This window comes from Paramicrobacterium salitolerans, assembly GCF_051513965.1.
Taxonomy (GTDB): Bacteria; Actinomycetota; Actinomycetes; order Actinomycetales; family Microbacteriaceae; genus Paramicrobacterium.
In genome coordinates this window covers 2,522,562-2,544,243 of record NZ_CP195847.1, presented here as the reverse complement: position 1 = coordinate 2,544,243, position 21,682 = coordinate 2,522,562, and the positions used below count along the sequence as shown (strand labels likewise).

The 21,682-nt window shown below is 65.0% G+C and carries 23 protein-coding genes; 18 read left to right on the top strand and 5 right to left on the bottom strand.

From position 1 onward, the window contains the following. Positions 1-17 precede the first annotated feature (17 nt). The 10 genes from ACSAGD_RS12290 (at position 18) to ACSAGD_RS12245 (ending at position 7,950) form a co-directional block, all read left to right on the top strand. Positions 18-968: a carbohydrate ABC transporter permease gene (locus ACSAGD_RS12290; protein ID WP_437583047.1), complete on the top strand. Its 951-nt coding sequence runs from the start codon at positions 18-20 to the stop codon at positions 966-968. Further along, positions 955-1,854 carry a carbohydrate ABC transporter permease gene (locus ACSAGD_RS12285; RefSeq protein ID WP_437583046.1) on the top strand — a complete coding sequence of 300 codons (900 nt, stop codon included), beginning with the start codon at positions 955-957 and terminating at the stop codon, positions 1,852-1,854. Before ACSAGD_RS12290 ends, ACSAGD_RS12285 begins: the two co-directional genes overlap by 14 nt. A 12-nt stretch (positions 1,855-1,866) precedes the next feature. Next, positions 1,867-3,195 carry an ABC transporter substrate-binding protein gene (locus ACSAGD_RS12280; RefSeq protein WP_437583045.1) on the top strand — a complete coding sequence of 443 codons (1,329 nt, stop codon included), beginning with the start codon at positions 1,867-1,869 and terminating at the stop codon, positions 3,193-3,195. Positions 3,196-3,392: 197 nt separating this feature from the next. After that, positions 3,393-3,755: a 30S ribosomal protein S6 gene (rpsF, locus tag ACSAGD_RS12275; RefSeq protein ID WP_437583044.1), complete on the top strand. Its 363-nt coding sequence runs from the start codon at positions 3,393-3,395 to the stop codon at positions 3,753-3,755. A gap of 3 nt (positions 3,756-3,758) precedes the next feature. Further along, entirely contained in the window at positions 3,759-4,259 is a 501-nt protein-coding gene (locus ACSAGD_RS12270) for a single-stranded DNA-binding protein (protein WP_437583043.1), read from the top strand. Positions 4,260-4,321: 62 nt separating this feature from the next. Beyond that, complete coding sequence (gene rpsR / locus ACSAGD_RS12265; protein WP_437583042.1) at positions 4,322-4,582, top strand: 30S ribosomal protein S18; 261 nt, start codon at positions 4,322-4,324, stop codon at positions 4,580-4,582. Between the two features lie 11 nt (positions 4,583-4,593). After that, positions 4,594-5,046, top strand: a complete 453-nt coding sequence (rplI, locus tag ACSAGD_RS12260; RefSeq protein ID WP_437583041.1) for a 50S ribosomal protein L9 — start codon at positions 4,594-4,596, stop codon at positions 5,044-5,046. Positions 5,047-5,544: 498 nt separating this feature from the next. Further along, entirely contained in the window at positions 5,545-6,915 is a 1,371-nt protein-coding gene (gene dnaB / locus ACSAGD_RS12255; protein WP_437583040.1) for a replicative DNA helicase, read from the top strand. 142 nt (positions 6,916-7,057) lie between these two features. Next, the gene (locus ACSAGD_RS12250) at positions 7,058-7,693 is read left to right on the top strand and encodes a DUF308 domain-containing protein (RefSeq protein WP_437583039.1); all 636 of its coding nucleotides are present in this window, start codon (positions 7,058-7,060) and stop codon (positions 7,691-7,693) included. Next, positions 7,690-7,950, top strand: a complete 261-nt coding sequence (locus tag ACSAGD_RS12245) for a hypothetical protein (protein WP_437583038.1) — start codon at positions 7,690-7,692, stop codon at positions 7,948-7,950. Before ACSAGD_RS12250 ends, ACSAGD_RS12245 begins: the two co-directional genes overlap by 4 nt. A gap of 8 nt (positions 7,951-7,958) precedes the next feature. Here the strand turns inward: ACSAGD_RS12245 and ACSAGD_RS12240 are convergent, their stop codons facing one another. Genes ACSAGD_RS12240 through ACSAGD_RS12225 form a run of 4 tightly spaced genes read right to left on the bottom strand, consistent with a single transcriptional unit; the run spans position 7,959 to position 11,669 of the window. Then, a complete protein-coding gene (locus ACSAGD_RS12240; RefSeq protein ID WP_437583037.1) occupies positions 7,959-8,570 on the bottom strand; it encodes a GrpB family protein in 612 nt (203 codons plus the stop codon). 23 nt (positions 8,571-8,593) lie between these two features. Then, entirely contained in the window at positions 8,594-9,721 is a 1,128-nt protein-coding gene (locus ACSAGD_RS12235; protein WP_437583036.1) for an ROK family transcriptional regulator, read from the bottom strand. Positions 9,722-9,762: 41 nt separating this feature from the next. Further along, entirely contained in the window at positions 9,763-11,154 is a 1,392-nt protein-coding gene (gene purB / locus ACSAGD_RS12230) for an adenylosuccinate lyase (protein WP_437583035.1), read from the bottom strand. After that, on the bottom strand, positions 11,151-11,669 hold the full coding sequence (locus tag ACSAGD_RS12225; protein ID WP_437583034.1) for a low molecular weight protein-tyrosine-phosphatase: 519 nt from the start codon (positions 11,667-11,669) through the stop codon (positions 11,151-11,153). The genes purB and ACSAGD_RS12225 overlap by 4 nt, the downstream gene beginning before the upstream one ends. Before the next feature lie 162 nt (positions 11,670-11,831). Between ACSAGD_RS12225 and ACSAGD_RS12220 the strand changes: the two genes are divergently transcribed. Both ACSAGD_RS12220 and ACSAGD_RS12215 read left to right on the top strand, forming a co-directional pair. Then, the gene (locus tag ACSAGD_RS12220) at positions 11,832-12,143 is read left to right on the top strand and encodes a hypothetical protein (protein WP_437583033.1); all 312 of its coding nucleotides are present in this window, start codon (positions 11,832-11,834) and stop codon (positions 12,141-12,143) included. Then, on the top strand, positions 12,140-13,906 hold the full coding sequence (locus tag ACSAGD_RS12215; protein ID WP_437583032.1) for an alpha/beta hydrolase: 1,767 nt from the start codon (positions 12,140-12,142) through the stop codon (positions 13,904-13,906). The genes ACSAGD_RS12220 and ACSAGD_RS12215 overlap by 4 nt, the downstream gene beginning before the upstream one ends. Here the strand turns inward: ACSAGD_RS12215 and ACSAGD_RS12210 are convergent. Beyond that, positions 13,872-14,267, bottom strand: a complete 396-nt coding sequence (locus ACSAGD_RS12210) for a phage holin family protein (protein ID WP_437583031.1) — start codon at positions 14,265-14,267, stop codon at positions 13,872-13,874. The genes ACSAGD_RS12215 and ACSAGD_RS12210 overlap by 35 nt on opposite strands. Before the next feature lie 95 nt (positions 14,268-14,362). Between ACSAGD_RS12210 and ACSAGD_RS12205 the strand changes: the two genes are divergently transcribed. The 6 genes from ACSAGD_RS12205 to ACSAGD_RS12180 all read left to right on the top strand — a co-directional run bounded on the left by ACSAGD_RS12205 (position 14,363) and on the right by ACSAGD_RS12180 (position 21,640). Next, positions 14,363-15,487 carry a histidinol-phosphate transaminase gene (locus tag ACSAGD_RS12205; RefSeq protein WP_437583030.1) on the top strand — a complete coding sequence of 375 codons (1,125 nt, stop codon included), beginning with the start codon at positions 14,363-14,365 and terminating at the stop codon, positions 15,485-15,487. A 4-nt stretch (positions 15,488-15,491) separates the two neighbouring features. Then, positions 15,492-16,631, top strand: coding sequence for a thiamine pyrophosphate-dependent enzyme (locus ACSAGD_RS12200; RefSeq protein WP_437583029.1), 1,140 nt, complete (start codon positions 15,492-15,494; stop codon positions 16,629-16,631). A gap of 62 nt (positions 16,632-16,693) precedes the next feature. Beyond that, the gene (locus ACSAGD_RS12195) at positions 16,694-17,653 is read left to right on the top strand and encodes an alpha-ketoacid dehydrogenase subunit beta (protein WP_437585167.1); all 960 of its coding nucleotides are present in this window, start codon (positions 16,694-16,696) and stop codon (positions 17,651-17,653) included. Positions 17,654-17,665: 12 nt separating this feature from the next. Further along, positions 17,666-18,970, top strand: coding sequence for a dihydrolipoamide acetyltransferase family protein (locus ACSAGD_RS12190; RefSeq protein WP_437583028.1), 1,305 nt, complete (start codon positions 17,666-17,668; stop codon positions 18,968-18,970). A 406-nt stretch (positions 18,971-19,376) separates the two neighbouring features. Continuing rightward, a complete protein-coding gene (locus ACSAGD_RS12185) occupies positions 19,377-20,699 on the top strand; it encodes a quaternary amine ABC transporter ATP-binding protein (protein ID WP_437583027.1) in 1,323 nt (440 codons plus the stop codon). Further along, positions 20,699-21,640 carry an ABC transporter permease gene (locus tag ACSAGD_RS12180; protein WP_437583026.1) on the top strand — a complete coding sequence of 314 codons (942 nt, stop codon included), beginning with the start codon at positions 20,699-20,701 and terminating at the stop codon, positions 21,638-21,640. Before ACSAGD_RS12185 ends, ACSAGD_RS12180 begins: the two co-directional genes overlap by 1 nt. The last annotated feature ends 42 nt before the right edge of the window (positions 21,641-21,682 follow it).

Below are 21,682 nucleotides of genomic sequence, written 5' to 3'. Positions count from 1 at the left end.
TCGCTACGATTGCTCCTATGCCACGTTCGAGCGCTCCCGCATCCACCGCGGTCGCTCGACCACCCCGGCGCGGCAGTGCGGAACGACGTCGCGGCACCGTCGCCGCGTATGCGTTCCTCGCGCCGAGTCTCGTGGGCTTCATCGGGTTCCTGCTCTTCCCGATTCTTGTCGTCGTGTGGCTGAGCTTCCAGAAGTGGGATCTCCTTGGCTCTCCCGAGTGGGTGGGCCTGCAGAATTACGTCTCCGTGCTCGCCGACCCTGAGTTCCTCAACTCGCTCGTCGTGACCGCGTTCTTCGTGGTTATCGTCATTCCGGTGCAGACCTCGCTCGGCCTGTTCGCGGCGACGCTGCTCACACGTGGTCTTCCCGGGAGTGCTGTATTCCGCGTGCTGTATATACTTCCGTGGATCAGCGCGCCGCTCGCCCTCGGCATCGTCTGGAAGTGGATCCTCGCCCCCACGAACGGCCTGCTGAACACGCTGCTCGGCCACCGGATCGAGTGGCTCACCGACCCCGCTCTCGCGCTGCCGAGCGTCGCCGCGGTCGTGATCTGGACGAACGTCGGCTACATCACGCTCTTCTTCGTGGCCGGGCTCCTGAACATCCCCGATCAGATTCTGGATGCCGCCCGCATCGACGGCGCTGGAGCGATTGCGACGTTCTGGCGCGTGAAGCTCCCGCTGCTGCGGCCCACGATGTTCTTCGTGCTCGTGACGAGCATGATCGCGGTGTTCCAGCTCTTCGACCAGATCTACGCGCTCACGAAGGGCGGCCCGCACGACATCGTCGACGGCGCCTCGCTCGGGCACACCGACGTGGTCGCGATGCGGCTCTACACCGAGGCGTTCTCCACGTTCGAGATGGGCGAGGCGGGCGTCGTCGCGGTCGTCCTGCTGGTGATCCTCGTCGTCATCACGATTGCGCAGCATCTCTACTTCAAGGGGAGGACGACCTATGACCTCTCCTGACACGCTGACAGCCCCTCCCGTCACGCAGACAGAGCGGATGCCGCGACGCGCTGCCCACGTGCGGCGACGCGCTCTCACCAACGTCGCCGTCTACCTCGTACTTCTCGCGGGGGCACTCGTGACCATCGGTCCGTTCGCCTTCAGCATCCTCACCGCCGTGACGACGTCGAAGCAGTTCGCCCGCGAGGGCGCGCTGTCGCTGCCGGCGCCGCCGACCCTCGCCAACTTCTCCGAGCTCCTCGGCTCCGGCCACAGCTTCGCGCGGGCGTTCGCTGTCACTGTCGCGATGACGCTCGTGCTCCTTGTGGGGCAGCTGAGCTTCTCGATCATGGCTGCATATGCCTTCGCGCGCATAGAGTTCCCCGGCCGGAGCATTCTGTTCTGGATGTACCTCTCGGGTCTCATGGTTCCGGCGGTCGTCCTCGTCGTACCGCTCTACCTCATGATGGTTCAACTCGGTCTGCGCAACACTTTCTGGGGTCTCGTACTGCCGTTCATGTTCGGCAGTCCGTACGCGATCTTCCTGTTGAGGGAGTACTTCCGAGGCATCCCGCAAGACCTCGTGGATGCCGCTCGCATCGACGGAGCCGGGCATTTTCGCATCATGACGGGTATCGTGGTTCCGTTGTCGAGACCGATCATCGCGACCCTCGCACTCATCACCGTCGTCACGCAGTGGAACAGCTTCCTCTGGCCGCTCGTTGTCACGACGGGGGAGAAGTGGGGAGTGATCACGGTCGCGACTGCTAGCCTCCAATCTCAGTACACGAGCAATTGGACGCTGGTGATGGCGGCGACGACGATCGCGCTCGTACCTCTCGTGATCGTGTTCCTGATCTTCCAGAAGCACATCGTCCGGTCCATCACCATCACCGGTTTCAAATAGAGAAAGACCCGAATGTCGAAGCGAATCCTTACCGCGGCGGCCGTGGTGGCGGCATCCGCCCTCCTGCTGTCCGGCTGCGCCGCCTCTGATACCACCGAGGCTGACACCACGACCGTCAGCTTCCGCCTGTGGGACGAGACCGTCGCGAAGGCCTACAAAGACTCGTTTGCCGAGTTCGAGAAGAAGAACCCAGACATCAAGGTCAACATCAACGTGGTGCCCTGGGCCGACTACTGGACGAAGCTGCGCACCGATGTCGCCGGCGACAGCATGGACGACATCTTCTGGATCAACAACTCGTACTACGGCTCCTACGTCGACTCCGGCAATCTGATGGACATCGGCGCGGTCATGGGGCCGAATGCGCAGTCGGCATGGGAGCCGAGCGTCGTCGACCAGTTCACGCGCGACGACACGCTGTGGGGCGTGCCGCAGCTGTATGACGCGGGCATCGCGGTGTACTACAACACCGACCTCCTCGAGAAGGCCGGCATCGACCCGGCCGACCTCGACAAACTCACGTGGAACCCCGAGGACGAGAAGAAGGACACCTACCTCAAGGCGGCGAGTGCCCTCACGATCGACTCCTCCGGAAAGACCGCGGCGGACAAGGGCTTCTCGGCGGACTCGATCAGCCAGTACGGCACCAACCTCGCGTACGACCTGCAGGCGATTCTGCTTCCGTTCATCGGGTCGAACGGCGGCAAGTTCCAGAAGGGCGACGATTTCGCCTTCAGCAACGAGAAGTCGGCGCAGGCCATCAACTACCTCGTGAATGCGATCAACAAGAAGCACGTCGCTCCGTCCGCCGCTGACACCAACAACGACGGCGACTTCAGCCTCAACGCCTTCACACAGGGCAAGATGGCGATGTTCCAGTCCGGCCTCTACAACCTCAAGAACGTCTCGGAGTCGGCGGACTTCGACTGGGGTGTGGCGATGATGCCCTCCGGTCCTGAGGGGCAGGTGTCAGTCACGAACGGCATCGTCGCTGCCGGAAACGCTGCGACAGAGAAGAAGGATGCCGTGAAGAAGGTGCTCGGCTGGCTGGGAAGCGCCGAGGGCAACGCCTACCTCGGCAAGGACGGCTCTGCTGTTCCGGGCGTCGTCGAGGCGCAGGACACCTACTTCGACTACTGGAAGAAGCAGGGCGTCGACGTGTCCCCGTTCTTCGACGTCGTGGAGAACGGCAAGACCATCCCGGCCCCCACCGGTCCGAACTTCAGCAAGGGCTTCGAGAAGTACGACCCCATCATGAAGGAGATCTTCGCCGGCAAGGTCGATGTCGAGGAGGGCCTCGAGCAGGCCCAAGCCGCGGCGAACGCCGCGATCGGCAGCTGACCGCACGGGTCCACGACGACACACTGTGCGTCGGCAGGGAGCGGGCATCGGAGATCATCCGGTGCCCGTTCGCCATTGCTGGACTCATCCGGTATGATTATGAAGTTGCCCGTGTGCCTCCGCACGCGAGTGGCAGATGCTACGACCCTCCTGCTGCAGAACGTCTGCAGCCGATCGAGACCGAAGGAGGTGGGTTAGTGACGCATCAGTACGAACTCATGGTCATCCTTGACCCGGAGATTGATGAGCGCACGGTTGCACCGAGCCTCGACAAGTTCCTCAACGTCATCCGCAACGATGGCGGGACCATCGACAACGTGGATGTCTGGGGACGCCGTCGCCTGGCCTACGAGATCAACAAGAAGTCCGAGGGCATCTACGCCGTCGTCGACTTCACCGCGACCGCTGAGGCGACGATCGAGCTCGACCGCCAGCTGAAGCTCTCCGAGGCCGTCATGCGCACCAAGGTGCTGCGTGCAGAGGAAGCCATCGCTCGCGTCGCCTCTGAGGCGAAGCGCAACGAGGCTAAGGCCGCTCGCAAGGCAAGCAAGGGCGCCTAGTCCATGGCAGGCGAGACCGTCATCACCGTGGTGGGCAACCTCACCGCTGACCCTGAGCTGCGCTACACGCAGTCGGGCCTCGCGGTTGCCAACTTCACCATCGCGTCCACGCCCCGTACGTTCGACCGTCAGGCGAACGAGTGGCGAGACGGTGAAGCTCTCTTCCTGCGCGCGAGCGTCTGGCGTGAATTCGCCGAGCACGTCGCAGGCTCTCTCACCAAGGGCAGCCGTGTCATCGCCCAGGGACGTCTGAAGCAGCGTTCCTTCGAGACCCGCGAGGGCGAGAAGCGCACCGTCATCGAGCTTGAGGTCGACGAGATCGGCCCGAGTCTTCGCTACGCGACGGCGCAGGTCACGAAGGCGCAGCCGTCCGGCGGCGGACAGGGTCGCGTGCAGTCCCAGGCTCCGTATCAGAACGATGAGCCGTGGGCTCCTTCGGCTCCCGCGCAGGGCGCTGATGGTTGGGCCACACCGGGCAGCTACAGCGACGACACCCCGTTCTAATCACTTGTGCGCAGCGGAGCTGAAGCTCCCGCGCACGTCATCTTCACGAAGAGGAAAACACAATGGCTGGAAAGTCGAGCGGCCAGGGCCGCAAGTCTTCCCGCGGCAAGGGTGCGAAGGCATCCGCCCCGGCGAAGTCAATCCGTGTTGGCGTCATTGACTACAAAGACGTCGCCACGCTCCGCAAGTTCATCTCAGAGCGCGGCAAGATCCGCGCTCGTCGCATCACCGGTGTCTCCGTGCAGGAGCAGCGCCTGATCGCCCGGGCCGTCAAGAACGCCCGCGAAATGGCTCTTCTGCCCTACGCCGGCTCGGGCCGCTAAGGAGAACGCGAATGTCAAAGGTAATTCTGACGCACGAGGTCACCGGCCTCGGCGCACCCGGTGATGTCATCGAGGTCAAGAACGGCTACGCCCGCAACTACCTCGTTCCGCAGGGGTTCGCGACCCCGTGGACTCGTGGCGGCGAGAAGCAGGTCGAGCAGATCAAGGCGGCTCGCGCTGCCCGCGAGCTCGCGACGCTTGAAGAGGCGAAGGCCCTCCAGGAGGCTCTCGAGTCCACCGAGGTCACGCTGACCGTCAAGGCAGGCGCTGAAGGTCGTCTGTTCGGCTCTGTGAAGCCGGCAGACGTTGCCGCAGCTGTGTCTGAGGCCGGCGTCGGCGAGATCGACAAGCGCAAGATCGAGATCGGCACCCCGATCAAGGCGACCGGAAAGCACGAAGCGACCGTTCGTCTCCGCGAGGACGTCTCGGCTACGATCACCCTCAAGGTGGTCGCTGCCAAGTAAGGCGCGCAGAACCGCGGGACCCGCCTCTCTGGGGGCGGGTCCCGCGGTTTTTTTTGTGCGTCTATACCGGCTTGCAGGCGCGTCCGCAAGAGCCCTGCTGCTGCTCATTTGTGCACAGGTACTCAAGTTCTCCGCAACCCTCAACCACAGCTTCAGACAACTTTTCTATACACATCCGTGGAAAACTGAATACCTGATCAGAGGAGAGAAAAAATTTTCGCTCCCCAGGTTTTCCACAGTTATCCACAGGTGTTCCCCACAGGAGCTTCGGCGTTTCCCGCAGGTTCTCCACAAAGTTATCCACAGGGTGATTTGGGATGTGGGGACGAGATCCCTAGGGTGAGTCAGCAGACGCAGCGCGCACACGCGCACGGGGCACCGCGACTCTATGTCGGAGGCCTCTGTTTCACTTGGCTTAGGTATGCAGACAGCGCCGTCAGCACCGGGCCGGTGAACGGTCGTGTGCTTGTGCAAGGTGAATGAGAAGGGGGAGCCGGCGTGTCGATCGCGCATCTGGAGTCGGGCGGACCGAACGGACCTGAGCAGGACCGGTCCTTCGAACGGACACCGCCTCACGACCTCCTGGCGGAGCAGTCTACGCTCGGCGGAATGATGCTCTCGAAGGATGCCGTCGCCGACGTCGTCGAGATCGTCCGCGGTGCCGACTTCTACATTCCGAAGCACGAGATCATCTTCGACGCGATGCTGTCGCTGTACTCACACGGAGAGCCGACGGACGTCATCGCCGTGACCGATGAGCTCATCAAGCTCGGCGACCTGCAGCGCGCGGGCGGCGCCGACTATCTGCACACGCTGACGTCGCTCGTCCCCACGGCGGCCAACGCAGGCTTCTATGCGTCGATCGTGGCTGAGCGTGCGCTTCTGCGTCGCCTCGTCGAGGCGGGCACGCGCATCGTGCAGATGGGCTATACGGGTGAGGGAGAGGTTCTCGACCTCGTCAACAACGCGCAGGCTGAGATCTACTCGGTCACGGGTGACGAGAGCGCAGAGGACTACGTTCCGCTCAACGCCGCCGTCGATGTCGCCGTTGAGGAGATCGAGGCGGCCAGCGGGCGCGACGGCACGATGACCGGCATCCCGACCGGCTTCCGCGAGCTCGACGAGCTGACGAACGGCCTGCACGCCGGTCAGATGATCGTCGTTGCGGCGCGACCTGCGATGGGTAAGTCAACGCTCGCGCTGGACTTCGCCCGCGCGGCATCCATCGGAAACAACGACCCGTCCATCTTCTTCTCGCTCGAGATGGGCAAGAGCGAGATCGCCATGCGTCTGCTGAGCGCCGAGGGCGGCATCATGTTGCAGAACATGCGCAAGGGAACCCTCGACCAGCGCGACTGGACCACCATGGCCTCCACGCGCGGCCGCATCAACGAGGCGCCGCTCTACATCGACGACAGTCCGAACATGACGCTCGTGGAGATCCGCGCGAAGTGCCGTCGACTGAAGCAGCGCGTGGGGCTCAAGCTCGTCGTGATCGACTATCTGCAGCTGATGACGAGCGGCAAGCGCGTCGAGAGCCGTCAGCAGGAGGTCTCGGAGTTCTCACGTGCGCTCAAGCTGCTCGCCAAGGAGCTCAACGTCCCCGTCATCGCGCTGTCGCAGCTGAACCGTGGTCCCGAGCAGCGTCAAGACAAGATGCCCGCCATCAGTGACCTTCGTGAGTCCGGCTCGATCGAGCAGGATGCCGACATGGTGATCCTTCTGCACCGCGAATCGGTCTATGAGAAGGACGCTCGGCCGGGCGAGGCCGATCTGATCGTGGCGAAGCACCGTAACGGTCCGACAGCGACGATCACGGTCGCCTTCCAGGGGCACTACTCGCGCTTCGCCGATATGGCGCCGGCCTGATCCAACTGACGCCGCGAGCGCGCCGAGACGGAGCATCAGCTCCGGTTCGAGGCGACAGGCGCACACTCAGCTACCGAACGATAGAATAGACGGGTCCACGGCCGTTCCCCACGGCCGATCGTCGTGAAAGAGGCTTGTCTTCGTGGTCACCCCCGCTCGCTCGCAGACTGTCGAGCCTGCGCCTACGCGGTTCTGGGTACTCCAGATCGCCCGCGCCGTCATCTTCGCCGTCGCCGGGCTCTACATCACCTTCTCGCGTGACCACTCGGCGGAACTCGGTCTTCTCGTCTTCGGAATCACGGTGTGCGTGCTCGGCGTAGCGACTGCGCTTCTCGTGCTCGTCAGTGGTTCGGATGCCGTCACCAAACGCCTCTTCGTGACGCAGTCCGTGGTGTCCGTGGTCGCCGGTGTCGTCGCTCTCGTGCTGCAGACCGGACTCGGAACTCTGCTGCTCACGGTGTCTATCTGGGCCGGAATCAGTGGACTCCTTGAGCTCTACGCTGGCTTCCGTCTCAAGGGACGCTCCCCTCTTGCGAAGGATCTCCTGATCGCCGGTGGTCTCACGGCGCTTCTCGCGGTCGTCTTCGTTCTGCTCCCGCCTGACTTCGTGCAGACCTCGGGCGGCAAGCAAGATGTTCCTCTGACACTGACATCATCGGTGATGGCGGTCGGAGTCTTCGGTGCCTACGCGGCGATCATGGCCGTGTTTCTCGCGATCGGAGGGCTCTCCCTCAAATGGCAGAACGCAGAGACGATGACGAAGGAGGAAGCAGCGTGACCAAGCCCAGCATGAGAGACGTGCTCAAACCGGTCGAGCTGCTCGCGATCGCGGCGGTGTTCGCGGTGTTCGCGGGTCTGATCACGCTGATGTCGTCCCGCGACATCCTCCTCGCCGTCATCTTCGCGGGAGTCGCGTTCATCGCGGGACTCGTCTTCCTCGCGCTCTTCGCCCTCACGGTGAAGCCGAACAAGATCGAGCTCGATGAGATCAACCGTGAGGACGGCGACGAGGGCAAACCCCCGACAATGCTCTGACCTCAGCGTCAGTCAGTGACTTGCAGGCCCGCGGCGCGAAACGCGCGAGCGTAGATCTCGCGGATCACCGCCTGCTTGCGGCGGTTGTACTCCATCACGGTCTCGTGCGCCGCTGTCGCCGATGCTGCAGCGGCACGCTTGGCCTCGGCGTAGACCTCGCGGTCGCCGGGATCGCGGCGGAGATGATCGCGGAAGATCCGCTGCTTCCACGGCTCCGGTGAATCGGGTCCGAACACGTGAACGTTCGCGGAGTGATCCGCAGCCTTCACCATGCGGTGCTCGTACCACCACGGTTCGCGCACCGTGTGCACGAAGCCGATCGCCTCCAGCGGTGGGAGCCACTCCGGCTCGCGGGCGGGATCAGCCACGATCAGCTCGATGTCGATGATCGGCTTGGCGGGCAGGCCAGGAACAGCGGTCGAGCCCACGTGCACGATATCGAGAGCACGCGGACCGAGCGCCGTTCGAAGCTGCGTCTCGATCGTGGCGAAGACGTCAGGCCAGGCAGGGTCGTACTCGACAACGGCGATGGGCCGCGCCGGCGGCTCCACGACCCACGGGGACTCACCGGGTGGGGGAGTTCCATCGACGAATGACGTGATCTCTCGTTCGGTCGGCATCGCTCCACCCTATGCGGTGGCTGCTAGGCGATTCCGAGCCGCTCTGTGAGCACGAGAGCGGCCGCTCCGCGCAGCACGATGTCGCGACCCAGCGTCGTCACGTGGATATCGACGCTGTCGTCTTCGCTCGGCGTCCGCTCGGCGACGCTGTCCCGCAGAGCCTCGATGAGAACGTCGCCGACGAGCTCACCCGGGCCGGTCAGGACGACGTCCGTGAGGCCGAGTCCGCTCACGAGGGGCGCCAGCACGACGCCGAGCAGCCGACCGGCGCGCTGCAGCACGGCATCCTTGTCCTGACCATCGACGACGGCCTTCTCGATCTGGCGCCGCATCGCGGGCGCGGTGATGAGCGACTCGATGGGAACCCGCGGTGCACCGGGCTCCGGCCGGACGAGCACCTGCCCGATCTCACCCGCGGTGAGGCGGGAGCCGAGCACCGGCCGCCCGTCGAGCAGGAGGCCGCCACCCACCCCTCGGTCGATCTTGACGAGGATCAGATCGTTGCTGCCCTCGGCGAAGCTGTGCTCGGCGAGAACCGCGACGTTGGCGTCGTTCGCGACCGAGACGGGAACCCCGAACTTTGAGGTGAGCCGCGGTGCGAGATCGAGGCCTGTCCAGTCGAGCGACACGCTTCGGCGCACCACCTGATCGCGGTCGACGATGCCGGGTACCGCGACGCCCACACCCAGGACGGGCGCGGTCGTGAGCTGCAAGGCCCACTCGAGCAGGTCGTCCACGATGGAGAGCGCCTCATCGCCGGTGACGCCCGGGGAGGGAATGGAGATCTCCTCGGAGATCTCCCCGTCGAGGTTCGTCAGCACAGCACGGAACACGTCGTGACCGCTGAGGTCGAGCGCGACGATCTGGTGTGAGTTGCGTGCGATCTCGAGCAGCACCGCGGGCTTGCCTGGGCCGGATGCCGTTCGCACGCCGCGCTCCACGATGAAGCCCTCGCGCTGCAGCTCCGCCACGAGGTCCGACACGGTCACGCGGGTGAGGCCGGACTCCCGGGCCATGTCCGCACGGCTGAGCGGCGTGCCACGGTAGAGCATCTGAAGGATGAGCGCGCGGTTGTGCGCACGGGTATGGCCGGGAAGCGCGGCCGTCTCGCGTCGCAGTGCGGCGCTCCTCGTGGGTGACCGCCTCTTCATCGTGCCCGCTTCCTTCGACTGCTCTCGTCTGCCGCGGCTGGTCAGCGAGGATCGCCCAGAGCGTCCACCTGCGATTCGGCGAGGCCGATGTACGTGTCGGGCGTCAGCGCAAGAAGCCGCTGCTTCGCTTCATCTCCGATGTCCAGACCGTTCACGAACGTCGTGAGATCGTCGTGCCCGATTCGCTTACCGCGTGTCAGTTCCTTGAGCATTGCATAAGGGTCGGAGATCTGCGAACGACCCGCGGTGACCTCCGCGCGGATGACCGTCTGGATGGCCTCGCCGAGCACCTCCCAGTTCGCATCGAGGTCGCGCAACAGAGCATCGCGGTCGAGATCGATCTCACGGAGACCACGCTCGATGTTGTCGAGCGCCAGGAGGGAATGTCCGAACGCGACGCCGATGTTGCGCTGCGTCGTCGAGTCGGTCAGGTCGCGCTGCATGCGGCTGGTCACGAGGGTGGCGCCGAGAGAGTCGAGCAGTGCACACGAGAGCTCCAGATTCGCCTCGGCGTTCTCGAATCGAATCGGGTTGATCTTGTGCGGCATCGTCGACGACCCGGTCGTGCCCTTCTGCGGGATCTGCCGGTAGTAGCCCATCGAGATGTACGTCCAGATGTCGGTCGCGAGGTTGTGCAGCACGCGGTTCGCGTGTGCGACACGCGCGTAGAGCTCAGCCTGCCAGTCGTGCGACTCGATCTGCGTCGTCAGCGGGTTCCAGGTCAGGCCGAGTGACTCGACGAACTCGCGCGAGATCGTCGGCCAGTCGGCGGAGGGGTCTGCGACGACGTGGGCGGCGAAGTCGCCGGTCGCACCCGAGAACTTGCCGAGGTACTCGCTTCCGTCGATCTGCGTGAGGATGCGCTCCAGTCGGTAGACCGTCACCGCGATCTCCCGGCCCATCGTGCTCGGTGTCGCCGGCTGGCCGTGCGTGTGCGACAGCATCGGGGCGTCGCGGTATGCTTCGGCGAGGCCGCGGAGTGCGGTGATGACCGCGCGATATTTCGGCAGCCACACCGTGCGAACGGCATCCCGAACTATGAGAGCGTACGACAGATTGTTGATGTCCTCGCTCGTGCACGCGAAGTGCGTCAGCTCGGCGATGCGGTCGAGGCCCAACTCAGCAAGGCGCTCGCGCACGAGGTACTCAACGGCCTTGACGTCGTGCCGCGTCGTCGCCTCGAGCTCGGCCAGTCGATCAATCTCCGCCTGACCGAACTCGGACGGGAGGCGACGCAGCGCCGTGGCGTCCTCGTCCGACAGCGGCGTCGAGCCGAACATGCCGTGCGACGTGAGGTACAGCAGCCACTCGACCTCGACGGTGACGCGTGCGCGGTTCAGACCCGCCTCGCTCAGATGCTCTCCCAGCTCGGTGACAGCGGCGCGGTAGCGGCCGTCGAGAGGGCTGAGGGGTTGAGGCGGAAGTGAGGTCATCGAATGGCTCCCTGTCGGATCGCTGGTTCGAGCTGGCGGAACAGAGCCAGACTCGCACTCTCTATCATCCCAAGAACCGACTCGAACGCGCGCTCATCGTCGTAGTACGGGTCGGGGACGTCCCAGACCCCATCCGCCGCGGGATCGAAGCTGAGCAGCAGCGAGACCTTCTCTCGGTCGGACTCTGAAGGGGCGCCGCTCTGCAGAGCCCGGAGATGGCTGCGATCGAGCGCGACGACGAGGTCGAGATTCGGGAACCAGGCGGCGTCGAACTGCTTGGCGCGGTGACGAGCGCCGTCGTAGCCGCGAGCGGCGAGCGCATCGATCGTGCGGGTGTCGGCGCGCTCGCCGACGTGCCAGTCGCCGATTCCGGCGGACGTCGCGCGTACCCACTGCGAGAGCCCGGCCCTCTCGGCGAGGTCGGTGAAGACCACTTCAGCCATGGGAGAGCGGCAGATGTTCCCGGCGCACACGAAGCAGATGGAGAAGGGAACGACCTCGGAGTCACGGGACATGCGCTCTATTCTGTCGAATCGGTGCGGTGTTTCACAGTCCCTCGCACCAAAACTCGTCCACATCCCCGTGCGCCGGAGCCTTATCCACAATGAGGCAGCGGTCGATGGAACGGATGCCGAATCCGCGCGATTCTTGAGCAACCGCGTCGAGAGGAGCATCCGATGGACACCCCGACCCAGAGCGAGTGCGCTCGCGCCATCCACGAATTGCAGGCGCAGAGATCGGCGCTCGATCGCGTGCGAGCCTCCGTGCTGAGAATCGCCGGGGGCGGGGTGCAGCAGATCAGTCCGATGTCATGGTCGAGCCCGTCATCCCGGGCATTCACTCTGCGCATCGATGACGTTGCAGCGGACATCGGCGTGTGCGAGTCGACACTCTCCGCGGCAATCGCAGCGACGGAGCGCGACATCGCTCAGGTGAGAGCGGACACCCCCACGCGCATGGACACGACGTCGTTGGGAGGGGACCGATGAGCCTCAGCATCGGCGAACCGATGATGGTGGACACATTCGAGATCGACGTCTTGGCCGACGAAGTCAGTGCCCTCTCCATGCGATGCGGTCTTCTGAGCGCCGAGGCGTCGGCGGCGCGCGCACTCACTGCGCCGCCGAACGCATCCTCGCGGTGGAGCACTGCCGGGCCGCGCATCGACGACGCGGCGGAGGAACTCGCGCGCGCGGCAGACAAGACGGCCGCGCTCGCCCGTTCGCTCGGGGCGGCGAGCGGACTGTACGTCGATGCGGAGACGACGGTCAACGGCCTCTTCAACACAGCCTCAGCGGTGACAGGCGCGTTCGGAGGCGCTCTGTTCTTCAACATGGTCACACCTCTCATCGGAGTGGCCATCGCCACAGCGCCTGCGTCGATCGGCATCGGGTACGCGCTCTCGCAGCACTCGGGCGTGCGCTCGGCCTTCACCCGGATCAAAGCGACGCTCGGCGAGAGCGTCACGGCGTGGCTGCAGAAGCATCCGGACGCGGCTCGGAATCCGCTCACCATGCTGCTGGTGCGAGGGATCGTCGCTGGAAGCGACGACACTCTGCGCGGTGCGCTGGGCATTCCACCGACGCTCGCGGCCGGAATGCAGGACTCGCCGGCGAACGTGCCGGCCTTCGCGTTCGCACTCGGCGCACTCGGCGTCGGAAGCCTCGCCGAATCTGCGGTCAGCGTGACGCGAGCCGGGCGCTCGACGGTGGCGCCTCCGAGCAGCATCAGCGACCTCGCACAGCGAATCCCAGACTCGAGCCCGGGCACGCCGCAGATCCGTATCGAGAAGTATGGCGAGCCGGGCGAGGAATCGTGGGCTGTCTACGTCGGCGGAACAGTCGATATGACTACCGCGGACACCGATGAGGCCTTCGACTTCGAATCCGACGTGGCGCTCATGGCCGACGCCGATGGCGGCGGATACCGCGCAGTCGTACAGGCGATGCGAGACGCGGGAATCTCGGCGGACGACTCCGTGACCATCGTCGGGCACTCGCAGGGCGGGCTCATCGCGGAACGCGTCGCTCAGGAGGGCCATTACAACGTGGACACCGTCGTCACCTTCGGTGCGCCCACAACCGATGCGGATCTTCCCGAGGGCGTCACAGCGTACGCCGTGGAGCACCGTGACGACGTCGTTCCCGCGCTCGGCGGGTTCAGCGACGGCAGCGAGCGCGTGGTGGTCTCAGGGGACTCGACAGGGGAAGGCGACGACTGGCTGTCCGCGCACGCCATGTCGGAGTACGAGCGGACAGCGGAGGCCATGGACATGTCGAGCGATCCCCGAATGGATCCGCTTAAGGATGCGGTCTCGGAGATCGGCAGCGACGACGGCACCAGCACGATGTACCGGGCGACGCGCGACACTGATCCGCCGATGCCTCCGACTCCCGCAGAGGCGGCGCCGCCTCAGAGCGACGAGCACGCCGATGCTCATCGAGACGGTTCCATTCCCGTTCGACCGCAGGATGCCGATCTGAGTGGGCCTACGCTGGAGGAGGCACACTCGAGTGCAGGCGGTGAATCACGCGGCGGGACGGATGCTCCGGAGCTCGATCGCGATTCCGGAGCGTCTGGGTCAGACCATCAGATCGACACGGGCCTCGTCGATGACGGCGACGAGACGAAGCTGATCGCCGGGCCGCACGTTCGGGAGCACGTCGGTCGGCTCGGTCCGCTGCCGTCGCCGATGCCGCTGCCCGACGAGGTGGAGCCTAGCGGCCCTCGTTCAGCCGATCCGGCCGGATGAACAGGCCGATGATCCAGTTGATGATGCCGATCACGATCGCGCCAAGCACGCCCCACCAGAAACCGTCGACCGACAGGCCGAAGCCGAAGAGGCCGCTCAGCCACGCGGTCAGCATCAGCAGCAGAGCATTGACCACGAACGAGATCAGGCCGAGTGTCAGAACGTAGACGGGGAAGGCGACCACTTTGATGATCGGTCGGATGACGCCGTTCACGATGGCGAAGATGAGACCGACGACGCCGTAGCTCAGCGCAACCTGCCACCATTCATCGCCGAACGACGTCATCGAGATGCCGCCGACGATGAGCGTCGTGAGCCAGATCGCGACAGCGTTCATGATGATCCGAATGATGAATCCCATGCCTTCATCATGACAGGCGGAGCCTGAGAAGCGCGAGCGAATCTCTGCGAAAGCGTATACCGACCGTGGCATGGTCAGTGTCTAGACTCGGGAAGGTGACTTCCCCACGAGACACACGCCTCGCTGACGCCTCCCAGGTCCAGCTTCGCCCGGAGATCCTCGCGACGCCTCCCTACCGACAGGGAAAGCCCGCGGCAGCCGACTCCTTCAAGCTGTCGAGCAATGAGAATCCATTCGAGCCCCTGCCGGGCGTGCTCGACGCTGTCGCGACGCGCACAGACATCAACAGATATCCGGATGCCGCGGCGACGGCGCTCCGAGAGCGGCTCGCCCAGCTCAACCGCGTCGACCCCGCAGAACTGCACATCGGAGCGGGCTCCGTCGCGCTCCTCGCCCAGTTCATCCAGGCAGCAGCCGGACCGGGGGACGAGGTGCTGTACTCATGGCGCAGCTTCGAGGCGTATCCGGGCCTCGTCACCGTCGCCGGCGCCACGAGCGTCGCAGTGCCGAACACGGAGGGCGGCTCTCACGATCTCGACGCGATGGCCGCGGCCATCACCGAGCGGACGCGCGTGGTCATCGTCTGCACCCCCAACAACCCGACCGGCACGACGGTCAGTGCTGAAGACTTCGATCGGTTCATGGAGCGCGTCCCCTCCAGCATGCTCGTCCTCCTCGACGAGGCGTACGCGGAATTCGTACGGGATGCCTCCGCAGTCAACGGCCTCGACGTGATCCGTCGCTACCCGAACCTCGTCGTCCTCCGCACCTTCTCCAAGGCGTACGGGCTTGCGGGTCTCCGTGTCGGCTGGGCACTCGGCTCCGAGCGGCTCGTGGACGCAGCGCGGGCATCCGCCATTCCCCTGTCGGTCACAGGAATGGCCGAGACCGCGGCGCTTGCATCCCTCGATCGACAGGAAGAGCTGCTCGAACGCGTCGATGCCATCGTGGAGCGCCGCGACCGCGTCATCGCCGGCCTGCGTGAGCAGGGCTGGCGGGTTCCCGATTCGCAGGCGAACTTCGTATGGCTGGAGACCGGTGTCGAGACGGCGGCAGCCGCGCAGACGCTGCTGGACCACGGCATCGTCTCGCGTCCGTTCATCGGTGACGGCATCCGTGTCAGCATCGGTGAAGAAGAATCTGTGGCAAAGCTCCTACGAGCGACCGAAGTGATTGTGAACAACCTCCCACATGCTCACCATGGCAGGGCCTTAGGTTAGAACGGTGGCGTCAGTGACAAACGACCAGAACACCCCGGTGCGGGTCCTCACGGCCGAAGGAGCATTCGAGCCGTCGCCCGCCGCGGAGAAATACCTCTCTCAGCTCGATCGCCTCACAGACGACGATCATCGTCGCTTCTACCGCGACATGGCCGTGACCCGGGCCTTCGACTTCGAGTCAGCGAACCTGCAGCGACAGGGCCAGCTCGCGCTGTGGGTGCCGAGCCACGGCCAGGAAGCCGCTCAAGTAGGTTCCGCACATGCATCTCGCGCGCAGGACACGATCTTCCCCTCGTACCGTGAGCACGCGGTCGCGATGATCCGGGGCGTCGACCCGCTCGGCATCCTCGCGCTTCTGCGTGGCGTCACGAACGGCGGCTGGGACCCGACGGACCCGAAGAACGGGAACTTCCGCATCTACACGCTCGTTCTCGGCACCCAGGCGCTGCACGCGAGCGGATTCGGAATGGGCATCAACTTCCGCGGCGAGGCCGGCACCGGCGACCCCGAGACGGACAAAGCCGTGATGGTCTACTTCGGCGACGGGTCGACGAGCGAGGGCGACGTCAACGAGGCGATGATCTTCGCGGCCAGCTACCAGACCCCGCAGGTGTTCTTCCTCCAGAACAATCACTGGGCGATCTCCGTTCCGGTCACGCGCCAGTCGCGCACGCCGCTCCACGAACGCGCCGCAGGGTTCGGTCTCGACACCGTCCACGTCGACGGAAACGACGTGCTCGCGAGCTATGCCGTCTCGGCGCTCCACCTCGACAACGCTCGCGGTGGACAGGGGCCGCAGTTCATCGAGGCGGAGACCTACCGTGTCGGCGCACACACGACGAGCGACGACCCGACGAAGTACCGCACCGACGAAGAGCTGAATTCGTGGGTCGGCCGCGACCCGATCACCCGGTTCGGCTCGTGGCTGCGCACGCAGGGCGCGAGCGACGCGTTCTTCTCCGAGATCGACGAGGAAGCGAAAGACTTCGCATCTGACCTGCGACGCCGCTGCCTCACGCTGCCCGATCCTGATCCTCAGTCGATGTTCGACTTCGTCTACTCCGAAGACCACCCTCTGACGGATGAGCAAGCGGAGTGGTTCGAGACGTACGAGGCCAGCCTGGAAGGCGGTGACGCACAGTGACCGATACGACGACTGCAGAGCGGGCGACGGCTCCCGCGGCATCCGACGTGAAGACCCTGCCGATGGTCAAGGCACTCAACGCGGGGCTCAAGCGCGCGATGGGAGACGACGAGAACGTCTTGCTCCTGGGGGAGGACATCGGAAAGCTCGGTGGCGTCTTCCGCGTGACCGAGGGCCTGCTCGACGAGTTCGGCGAGAACCGCGTGCTCGACACCCCGCTCGCGGAATCCGGAATCGTCGGAACCGCGATCGGACTCGCGATGAACGGGTTCCGCCCCGTGTGTGAGATCCAGTTCGACGGCTTCGTGTTCCCCGCGTTCAACCAGATCACGACGCAGCTGGCGAAGATGACGAAGAAGCACTCGGGCGCCGTCTCGATGCCGGTCGTCATCCGCATCCCGTACGGCGGGCACATCGGCGCGGTCGAGCACCACCAGGAGAGCCCGGAGACCTACTTCGCGCACACTCCCGGCCTGCGCTGCATCAGCCCCTCCACCCCGAACGATGCGTACTGGATGATCCAGGAGGCCGTTCGCTCCGACGACCCCGTCGTGTTCTTCGAGCCCAAGAGCCGCTACTGGCAGAAGGGCGAAGTCGACTTCTCCGAACACGGAGCCGAGCTTCACGTGAGCCGACTCGTGCGGCCCGGAAGCGACGTCACGGTGCTCGCGCACGGAGCCATGGTCACCACGGCGCTGCAGGCCGCTGAACTCGCCGCGAGCGAGGGCATCAGTCTTGAGGTCGTGGATCTGCGCTCCATCTCGCCGGTCGACTACGAGCCCATTCTGCAGAGCGTCCGCAAGACGGGACGCCTCATCATCGCGCAGGAGGCCTCCGGCTTCGTCTCCGTCGGCTCCGAGATTGCCGCGACCGTCGCCGAGCGGGCGTTCTACTCGCTCGAGGCGCCGGTGCTCCGGGTCTCCGGCTTCGACGTCCCCTTCCCGCCCGCGCGTCTCGAGAAGTCCTTCCTTCCCGACGCCGACCGAATTCTCGAGGCCGTCGACCGGTCTCTCGTCTACTAGCCAGGAGTCCGCATGAGCGAGTCAGAGTTTCCCCTTCCCGACGTGGGCGAGGGCCTCACCGAGGCCGAGATCGTCCAGTGGAAGATCGCGCCGGGCGACACCGTCGAGCTGAATCAGGTGCTCGTCGAGATCGAGACCGCCAAGTCGCTCGTCGAACTCACGTCGCCCTTCGAAGGCACGATCGGGAGACTGCTCGTCGATGAGGGCACGACCGTCGAGGTGGGCACGCCCATCGTGACCGTCGAGAGTGACACGGATGCCGTGAAGCCGGCGCCCCTCGAAGACGCCGCTTCCGTGACGGAAGACACCCAGGCCACCATTGAGCCTGAGCCGGAGGAAGAAGGCTCCGTGCTGGTCGGCTACGGCACCGGAGCCGGAGCGGCAAGTCGTCGCCGCAAGAAAGGCAAGCCGCGCACAGCGCCGAAGCCCCCGGCATCCGTCCCGGCCGCGTCCGCGGGCCCGGTCATCGCGAAACCGCCGATCCGCAAGCTCGCGAAGGACCTCGATGTCGACCTCAGCACCGTCGAGGGCACGGGGCTCGCGGGAGAGATTACGCGCGACGACGTCGTGCGCCACGCCAGCCAGGCGAGCGTGTTCCGCAACATCGAGACTCCCGACTGGGGAGAGGACCGCGAGGAGCGCATTCCCGTCAAGGGCGTCCGCAAGCAGATCGCGCAGGCCATGGTCTCGTCGAAGTTCTCTGCGCCGCACGTGAGCGTCTTCGTCGATGTGGACGCCACGCGCACGATGGAATTCGTGAAGCGGCTCAAGTCGTCGCCCGACTTCGCTGGAGTGAAGGTCTCGCCATTGCTCATCATGGCGCGCGCCATCGTCTGGGCGGTGCGGCGCAACCCGAGCGTGAATGCGACGTGGACGGATGAGGAGATCATCATCCACCATTACGTCAACCTGGGCGTCGCCGCGGCGACGCCGCGCGGGCTCATCGTGCCGAACATCAAGGAAGCTCAGTCGATGACGCTTCTGCAGCTCGCACAGTCTCTCGAACAGCTGACGCTCACTGCGCGCGACGGCAAGACGCAGCCGGCGGAGATGCAGAACGGCACGATCACCGTGACCAACATCGGGGTCTTCGGTATGGACACCGGAACTCCGATCCTCAACCCCGGCGAGGTCGGCATCGTCGCGCTCGGCACCATCAAGCAGAAGCCGTGGGTCGTCGACGGCGAGGTGCGTCCGCGGTACGTGACGACCATTGGAGGATCGTTCGACCACCGCGTCGTCGATGGGGACGTGGTCTCGAGGTTCGTCGCCGACGTGGCATCCATCATGGAGGAGCCCGCGCTTCTGCTTGACTGAGCGTCACACTGTCGACAATCCACATAACAATGAAGTAACTCCATAAAAGTGCTTCTGGTCTGGCTTTTTATGAGTCTCCTGGGAAGCGGTTACCGTCCTATCGACAGGGTCTCAGGTCGCATTTCGCCACGTGGATAGTTATGGTGGTGGATGGCCTTCGGGCCGTCCGATCAGTCCGCGTTCGCGGTCTCCGGCAGTTGTCGGCGGCGGCGGACGTATGGACGAGAGCATCGGCGCGGGTTACGCGACCCACGCCCTGGCAGTTCCCGATTTCGCCGTGATGGTGCGCGTTCTTCGCCGTCACCGCTTGAAGCGGGTGGCCTGCCCGTGCCCTCGCCCAGGCCGTAAGCATGGAAACCGCGACAGGAGTACACCCTTACCTCGCTGTCGCGCGCGTGGAGAATACGTGTCAGATACCGTCGCGCTGAGTGCGCAGAATCTTTACAAGGTCTTCGGACGCCGACCTAAAGAGGTCATCAAGCGTCTCGAAGCCGGTCAAACCCGAGACTCCGTGGCTTCGCTCGGAACCGCTGCCGTCATCGACGCCAGCTTCGACGTCAAGCCGGGAGAGATCTTCGTCGTCATGGGCCTCAGCGGCTCAGGAAAGTCGACGCTCATCCGCATGCTCAACGGGCTGTGGGAGCCGAGCGCCGGTTCCGTGACGATCGGTGGAACTCCGATCAGCGGAATCTCCGACAAAGAGCTTCGCGATGTGCGCCGCAAGCGCATCTCGATGGTGTTCCAACACTTCGCGCTGCTGCCGCACCGCACCGTGCTCGACAACACCGCGTACGGGCTCGAGATCCAGGGCATGCCGAAGGCCGAGCGTCAGGCCAAGGCGCTTGAGTGGATCGAGCGTGTCGGACTGAAGGGCTGGGAGCAGAAGCTGCCGAGCCAGCTCTCCGGTGGTATGCAGCAGCGCGTCGGCCTCGCCCGCGCACTGGCCGCCGACACCGACATCCTGCTCATGGACGAGGCGTTCTCCGCCCTCGACCCGCTGATCCGTCGTGAGATGCAGGAGCAGCTCGTCGAGCTGCAGCAGGAACTCGGCAAGACCATCATCTTCATCACGCACGACCTGAACGAGGCGATGTTCCTCGGAGACCGAATCGCTGTCATGCGCGACGGTCGCATCGTGCAGATCGGCACGCCCGACGACATCCTCACCGACCCCGCGAATGACTACGTCGCGCAGTTCGTCCAGGACGTCGACCGCGCCCGCGTGCTCACGGCTTCCAGCGTCATGGAGGCGCCGCGCTCGGTCATCACCGCCACGGCGGGGCCCCGCGGTGCGCTGCGCACGATGCGCGACCTGCAGACCTCGGCGGCGTTCGTGGTCGGCAATGGTCGCAAGCTCCTCGGAGTGGTTCGCGACCGCGACGTTCTGCGCGCGGTGAAGAGCGGCGAGAAGGACGTCATGTCGATCCTCCGCCACGACACCCCCACCGTGACCCCCGAGCAGCATCTCACCGATCTCTTCGAGATCTCAGCGGAGTCGCCGCTTCCGGTCGCTGTCGTCGACGACGAGGAGCGCCTCCTCGGTGTTGTTCCGCGCGTCACCCTGCTGGCGTCGCTGGCTAACGTGCCCTCGAACACGACGGAGATCCCCGTCGTGGAGCCGGCCTCGACCATCCCCGTCGAGGTCATGACCGAGACCCTGCGCGAAGCCGCGGGAGATGAGGCGGTCGCCGACCACGCGGCAGCCACGAGCGAAGGGAGGGACGCCTGATGGACTTCCGACTTCCTCTCGGGGCCTGGATCGAAGACTTCAGTGACTTCATCACCAAGAGCCTCAGCGCTTTCTTCGACGTGATCGCCACGATCTTCGGCGGCTTCTATGACGGTGTCGACTGGCTGTTCTCGACCCCGCCGTTCTGGGTGATCATCATCGTTCTGGTCGTGCTCGGCTTCTTCGCTCGCGGCTGGGTCTTCGCGCTCGGCACAGCGATCGGACTTGTGGTCGTGCTCTCCGTCGATCAGTGGGAGAACGCGATGCATACGCTCGCACTCACCCTGGTCGCGGCTGTCATCGCGGTGATCATCGCGATTCCGGTCGGAATCTGGGCGGCGCGCTCGAGCGCGGCATCCTCGGTCATCCGACCGATTCTCGACTTCCTGCAGACGATGCCCGCCTTCGTCTACCTCATTCCCGCGATCATCCTGTTCAGCGTCGGAGTCGTCCCCGGCATCGTCGCGACGATCATCTTCGCGATTGCCCCAGGGGTGCGTCTCACCGAGCTCGGAATCCGCGGCGTGGACTCAGAGGTGGTCGAGGCCGGTCAGGCTTTCGGCGCATCCTCGAGCCGCATCCTGTTCCAGATCCAGCTGCCGCTCGCACGCCCGAGCATCATGGCCGGTGTCAACCAGGTCATCATGCTCTCGCTCTCGATGGTCGTCATCGCGGCCATGGTCGGCGCACCGGGTCTCGGAAAAGACATCGTGCAGTCGCTGCAGTCCATCGACCTCGGCCTTGGTTTCGAATCCGGTCTCTCGGTTGTGATCCTCGCGATCATCCTCGACCGACTTACGGCGTCGCTCGGTGGCGGCACGAAGAAGCGGCGAGTCAAGGGGCAGAAGCCGGATGCTTCCGCTCAGGAAGCCGCAGACGAGGCTGAGGGGACCGCAGAGGCGGGGCCGAAGCGTGCTCCCGCCGCAGGGATCTCCGGCTGACAATCTCAATCTTCAACCCGAAGAGTGTGACGCTCGGGGGCT

What these genes read in the sequence shown, in the direction of transcription:
- ACSAGD_RS12290 (WP_437583047.1), top strand. Translation starts at nt 18, where the DNA reads ATGCCACGTTCGAGCGCTCCCGCATCCACCGCGGTCGCTCGACCACCC.
- ACSAGD_RS12285 (WP_437583046.1), top strand. Translation starts at nt 955, where the DNA reads ATGACCTCTCCTGACACGCTGACAGCCCCTCCCGTCACGCAGACAGAG.
- ACSAGD_RS12280 (WP_437583045.1), top strand. Translation starts at nt 1,867, where the DNA reads ATGTCGAAGCGAATCCTTACCGCGGCGGCCGTGGTGGCGGCATCCGCC.
- ACSAGD_RS12270 (WP_437583043.1), top strand. Translation starts at nt 3,759, where the DNA reads ATGGCAGGCGAGACCGTCATCACCGTGGTGGGCAACCTCACCGCTGAC.
- rpsR (WP_437583042.1), top strand. Translation starts at nt 4,322, where the DNA reads ATGGCTGGAAAGTCGAGCGGCCAGGGCCGCAAGTCTTCCCGCGGCAAG.
- rplI (WP_437583041.1), top strand. Translation starts at nt 4,594, where the DNA reads ATGTCAAAGGTAATTCTGACGCACGAGGTCACCGGCCTCGGCGCACCC.
- ACSAGD_RS12240 (WP_437583037.1), bottom strand. Translation starts at nt 8,570, where the DNA reads ATGCCGACCGAACGAGAGATCACGTCATTCGTCGATGGAACTCCCCCA.
- ACSAGD_RS12235 (WP_437583036.1), bottom strand. Translation starts at nt 9,721, where the DNA reads ATGAAGAGGCGGTCACCCACGAGGAGCGCCGCACTGCGACGCGAGACG.
- purB (WP_437583035.1), bottom strand. Translation starts at nt 11,154, where the DNA reads ATGACCTCACTTCCGCCTCAACCCCTCAGCCCTCTCGACGGCCGCTAC.
- ACSAGD_RS12225 (WP_437583034.1), bottom strand. Translation starts at nt 11,669, where the DNA reads ATGTCCCGTGACTCCGAGGTCGTTCCCTTCTCCATCTGCTTCGTGTGC.
- ACSAGD_RS12220 (WP_437583033.1), top strand. Translation starts at nt 11,832, where the DNA reads ATGGACACCCCGACCCAGAGCGAGTGCGCTCGCGCCATCCACGAATTG.
- ACSAGD_RS12215 (WP_437583032.1), top strand. Translation starts at nt 12,140, where the DNA reads ATGAGCCTCAGCATCGGCGAACCGATGATGGTGGACACATTCGAGATC.
- ACSAGD_RS12210 (WP_437583031.1), bottom strand. Translation starts at nt 14,267, where the DNA reads ATGGGATTCATCATTCGGATCATCATGAACGCTGTCGCGATCTGGCTC.
- ACSAGD_RS12195 (WP_437585167.1), top strand. Translation starts at nt 16,694, where the DNA reads ATGGTCAAGGCACTCAACGCGGGGCTCAAGCGCGCGATGGGAGACGAC.
- ACSAGD_RS12190 (WP_437583028.1), top strand. Translation starts at nt 17,666, where the DNA reads ATGAGCGAGTCAGAGTTTCCCCTTCCCGACGTGGGCGAGGGCCTCACC.
- ACSAGD_RS12180 (WP_437583026.1), top strand. Translation starts at nt 20,699, where the DNA reads ATGGACTTCCGACTTCCTCTCGGGGCCTGGATCGAAGACTTCAGTGAC.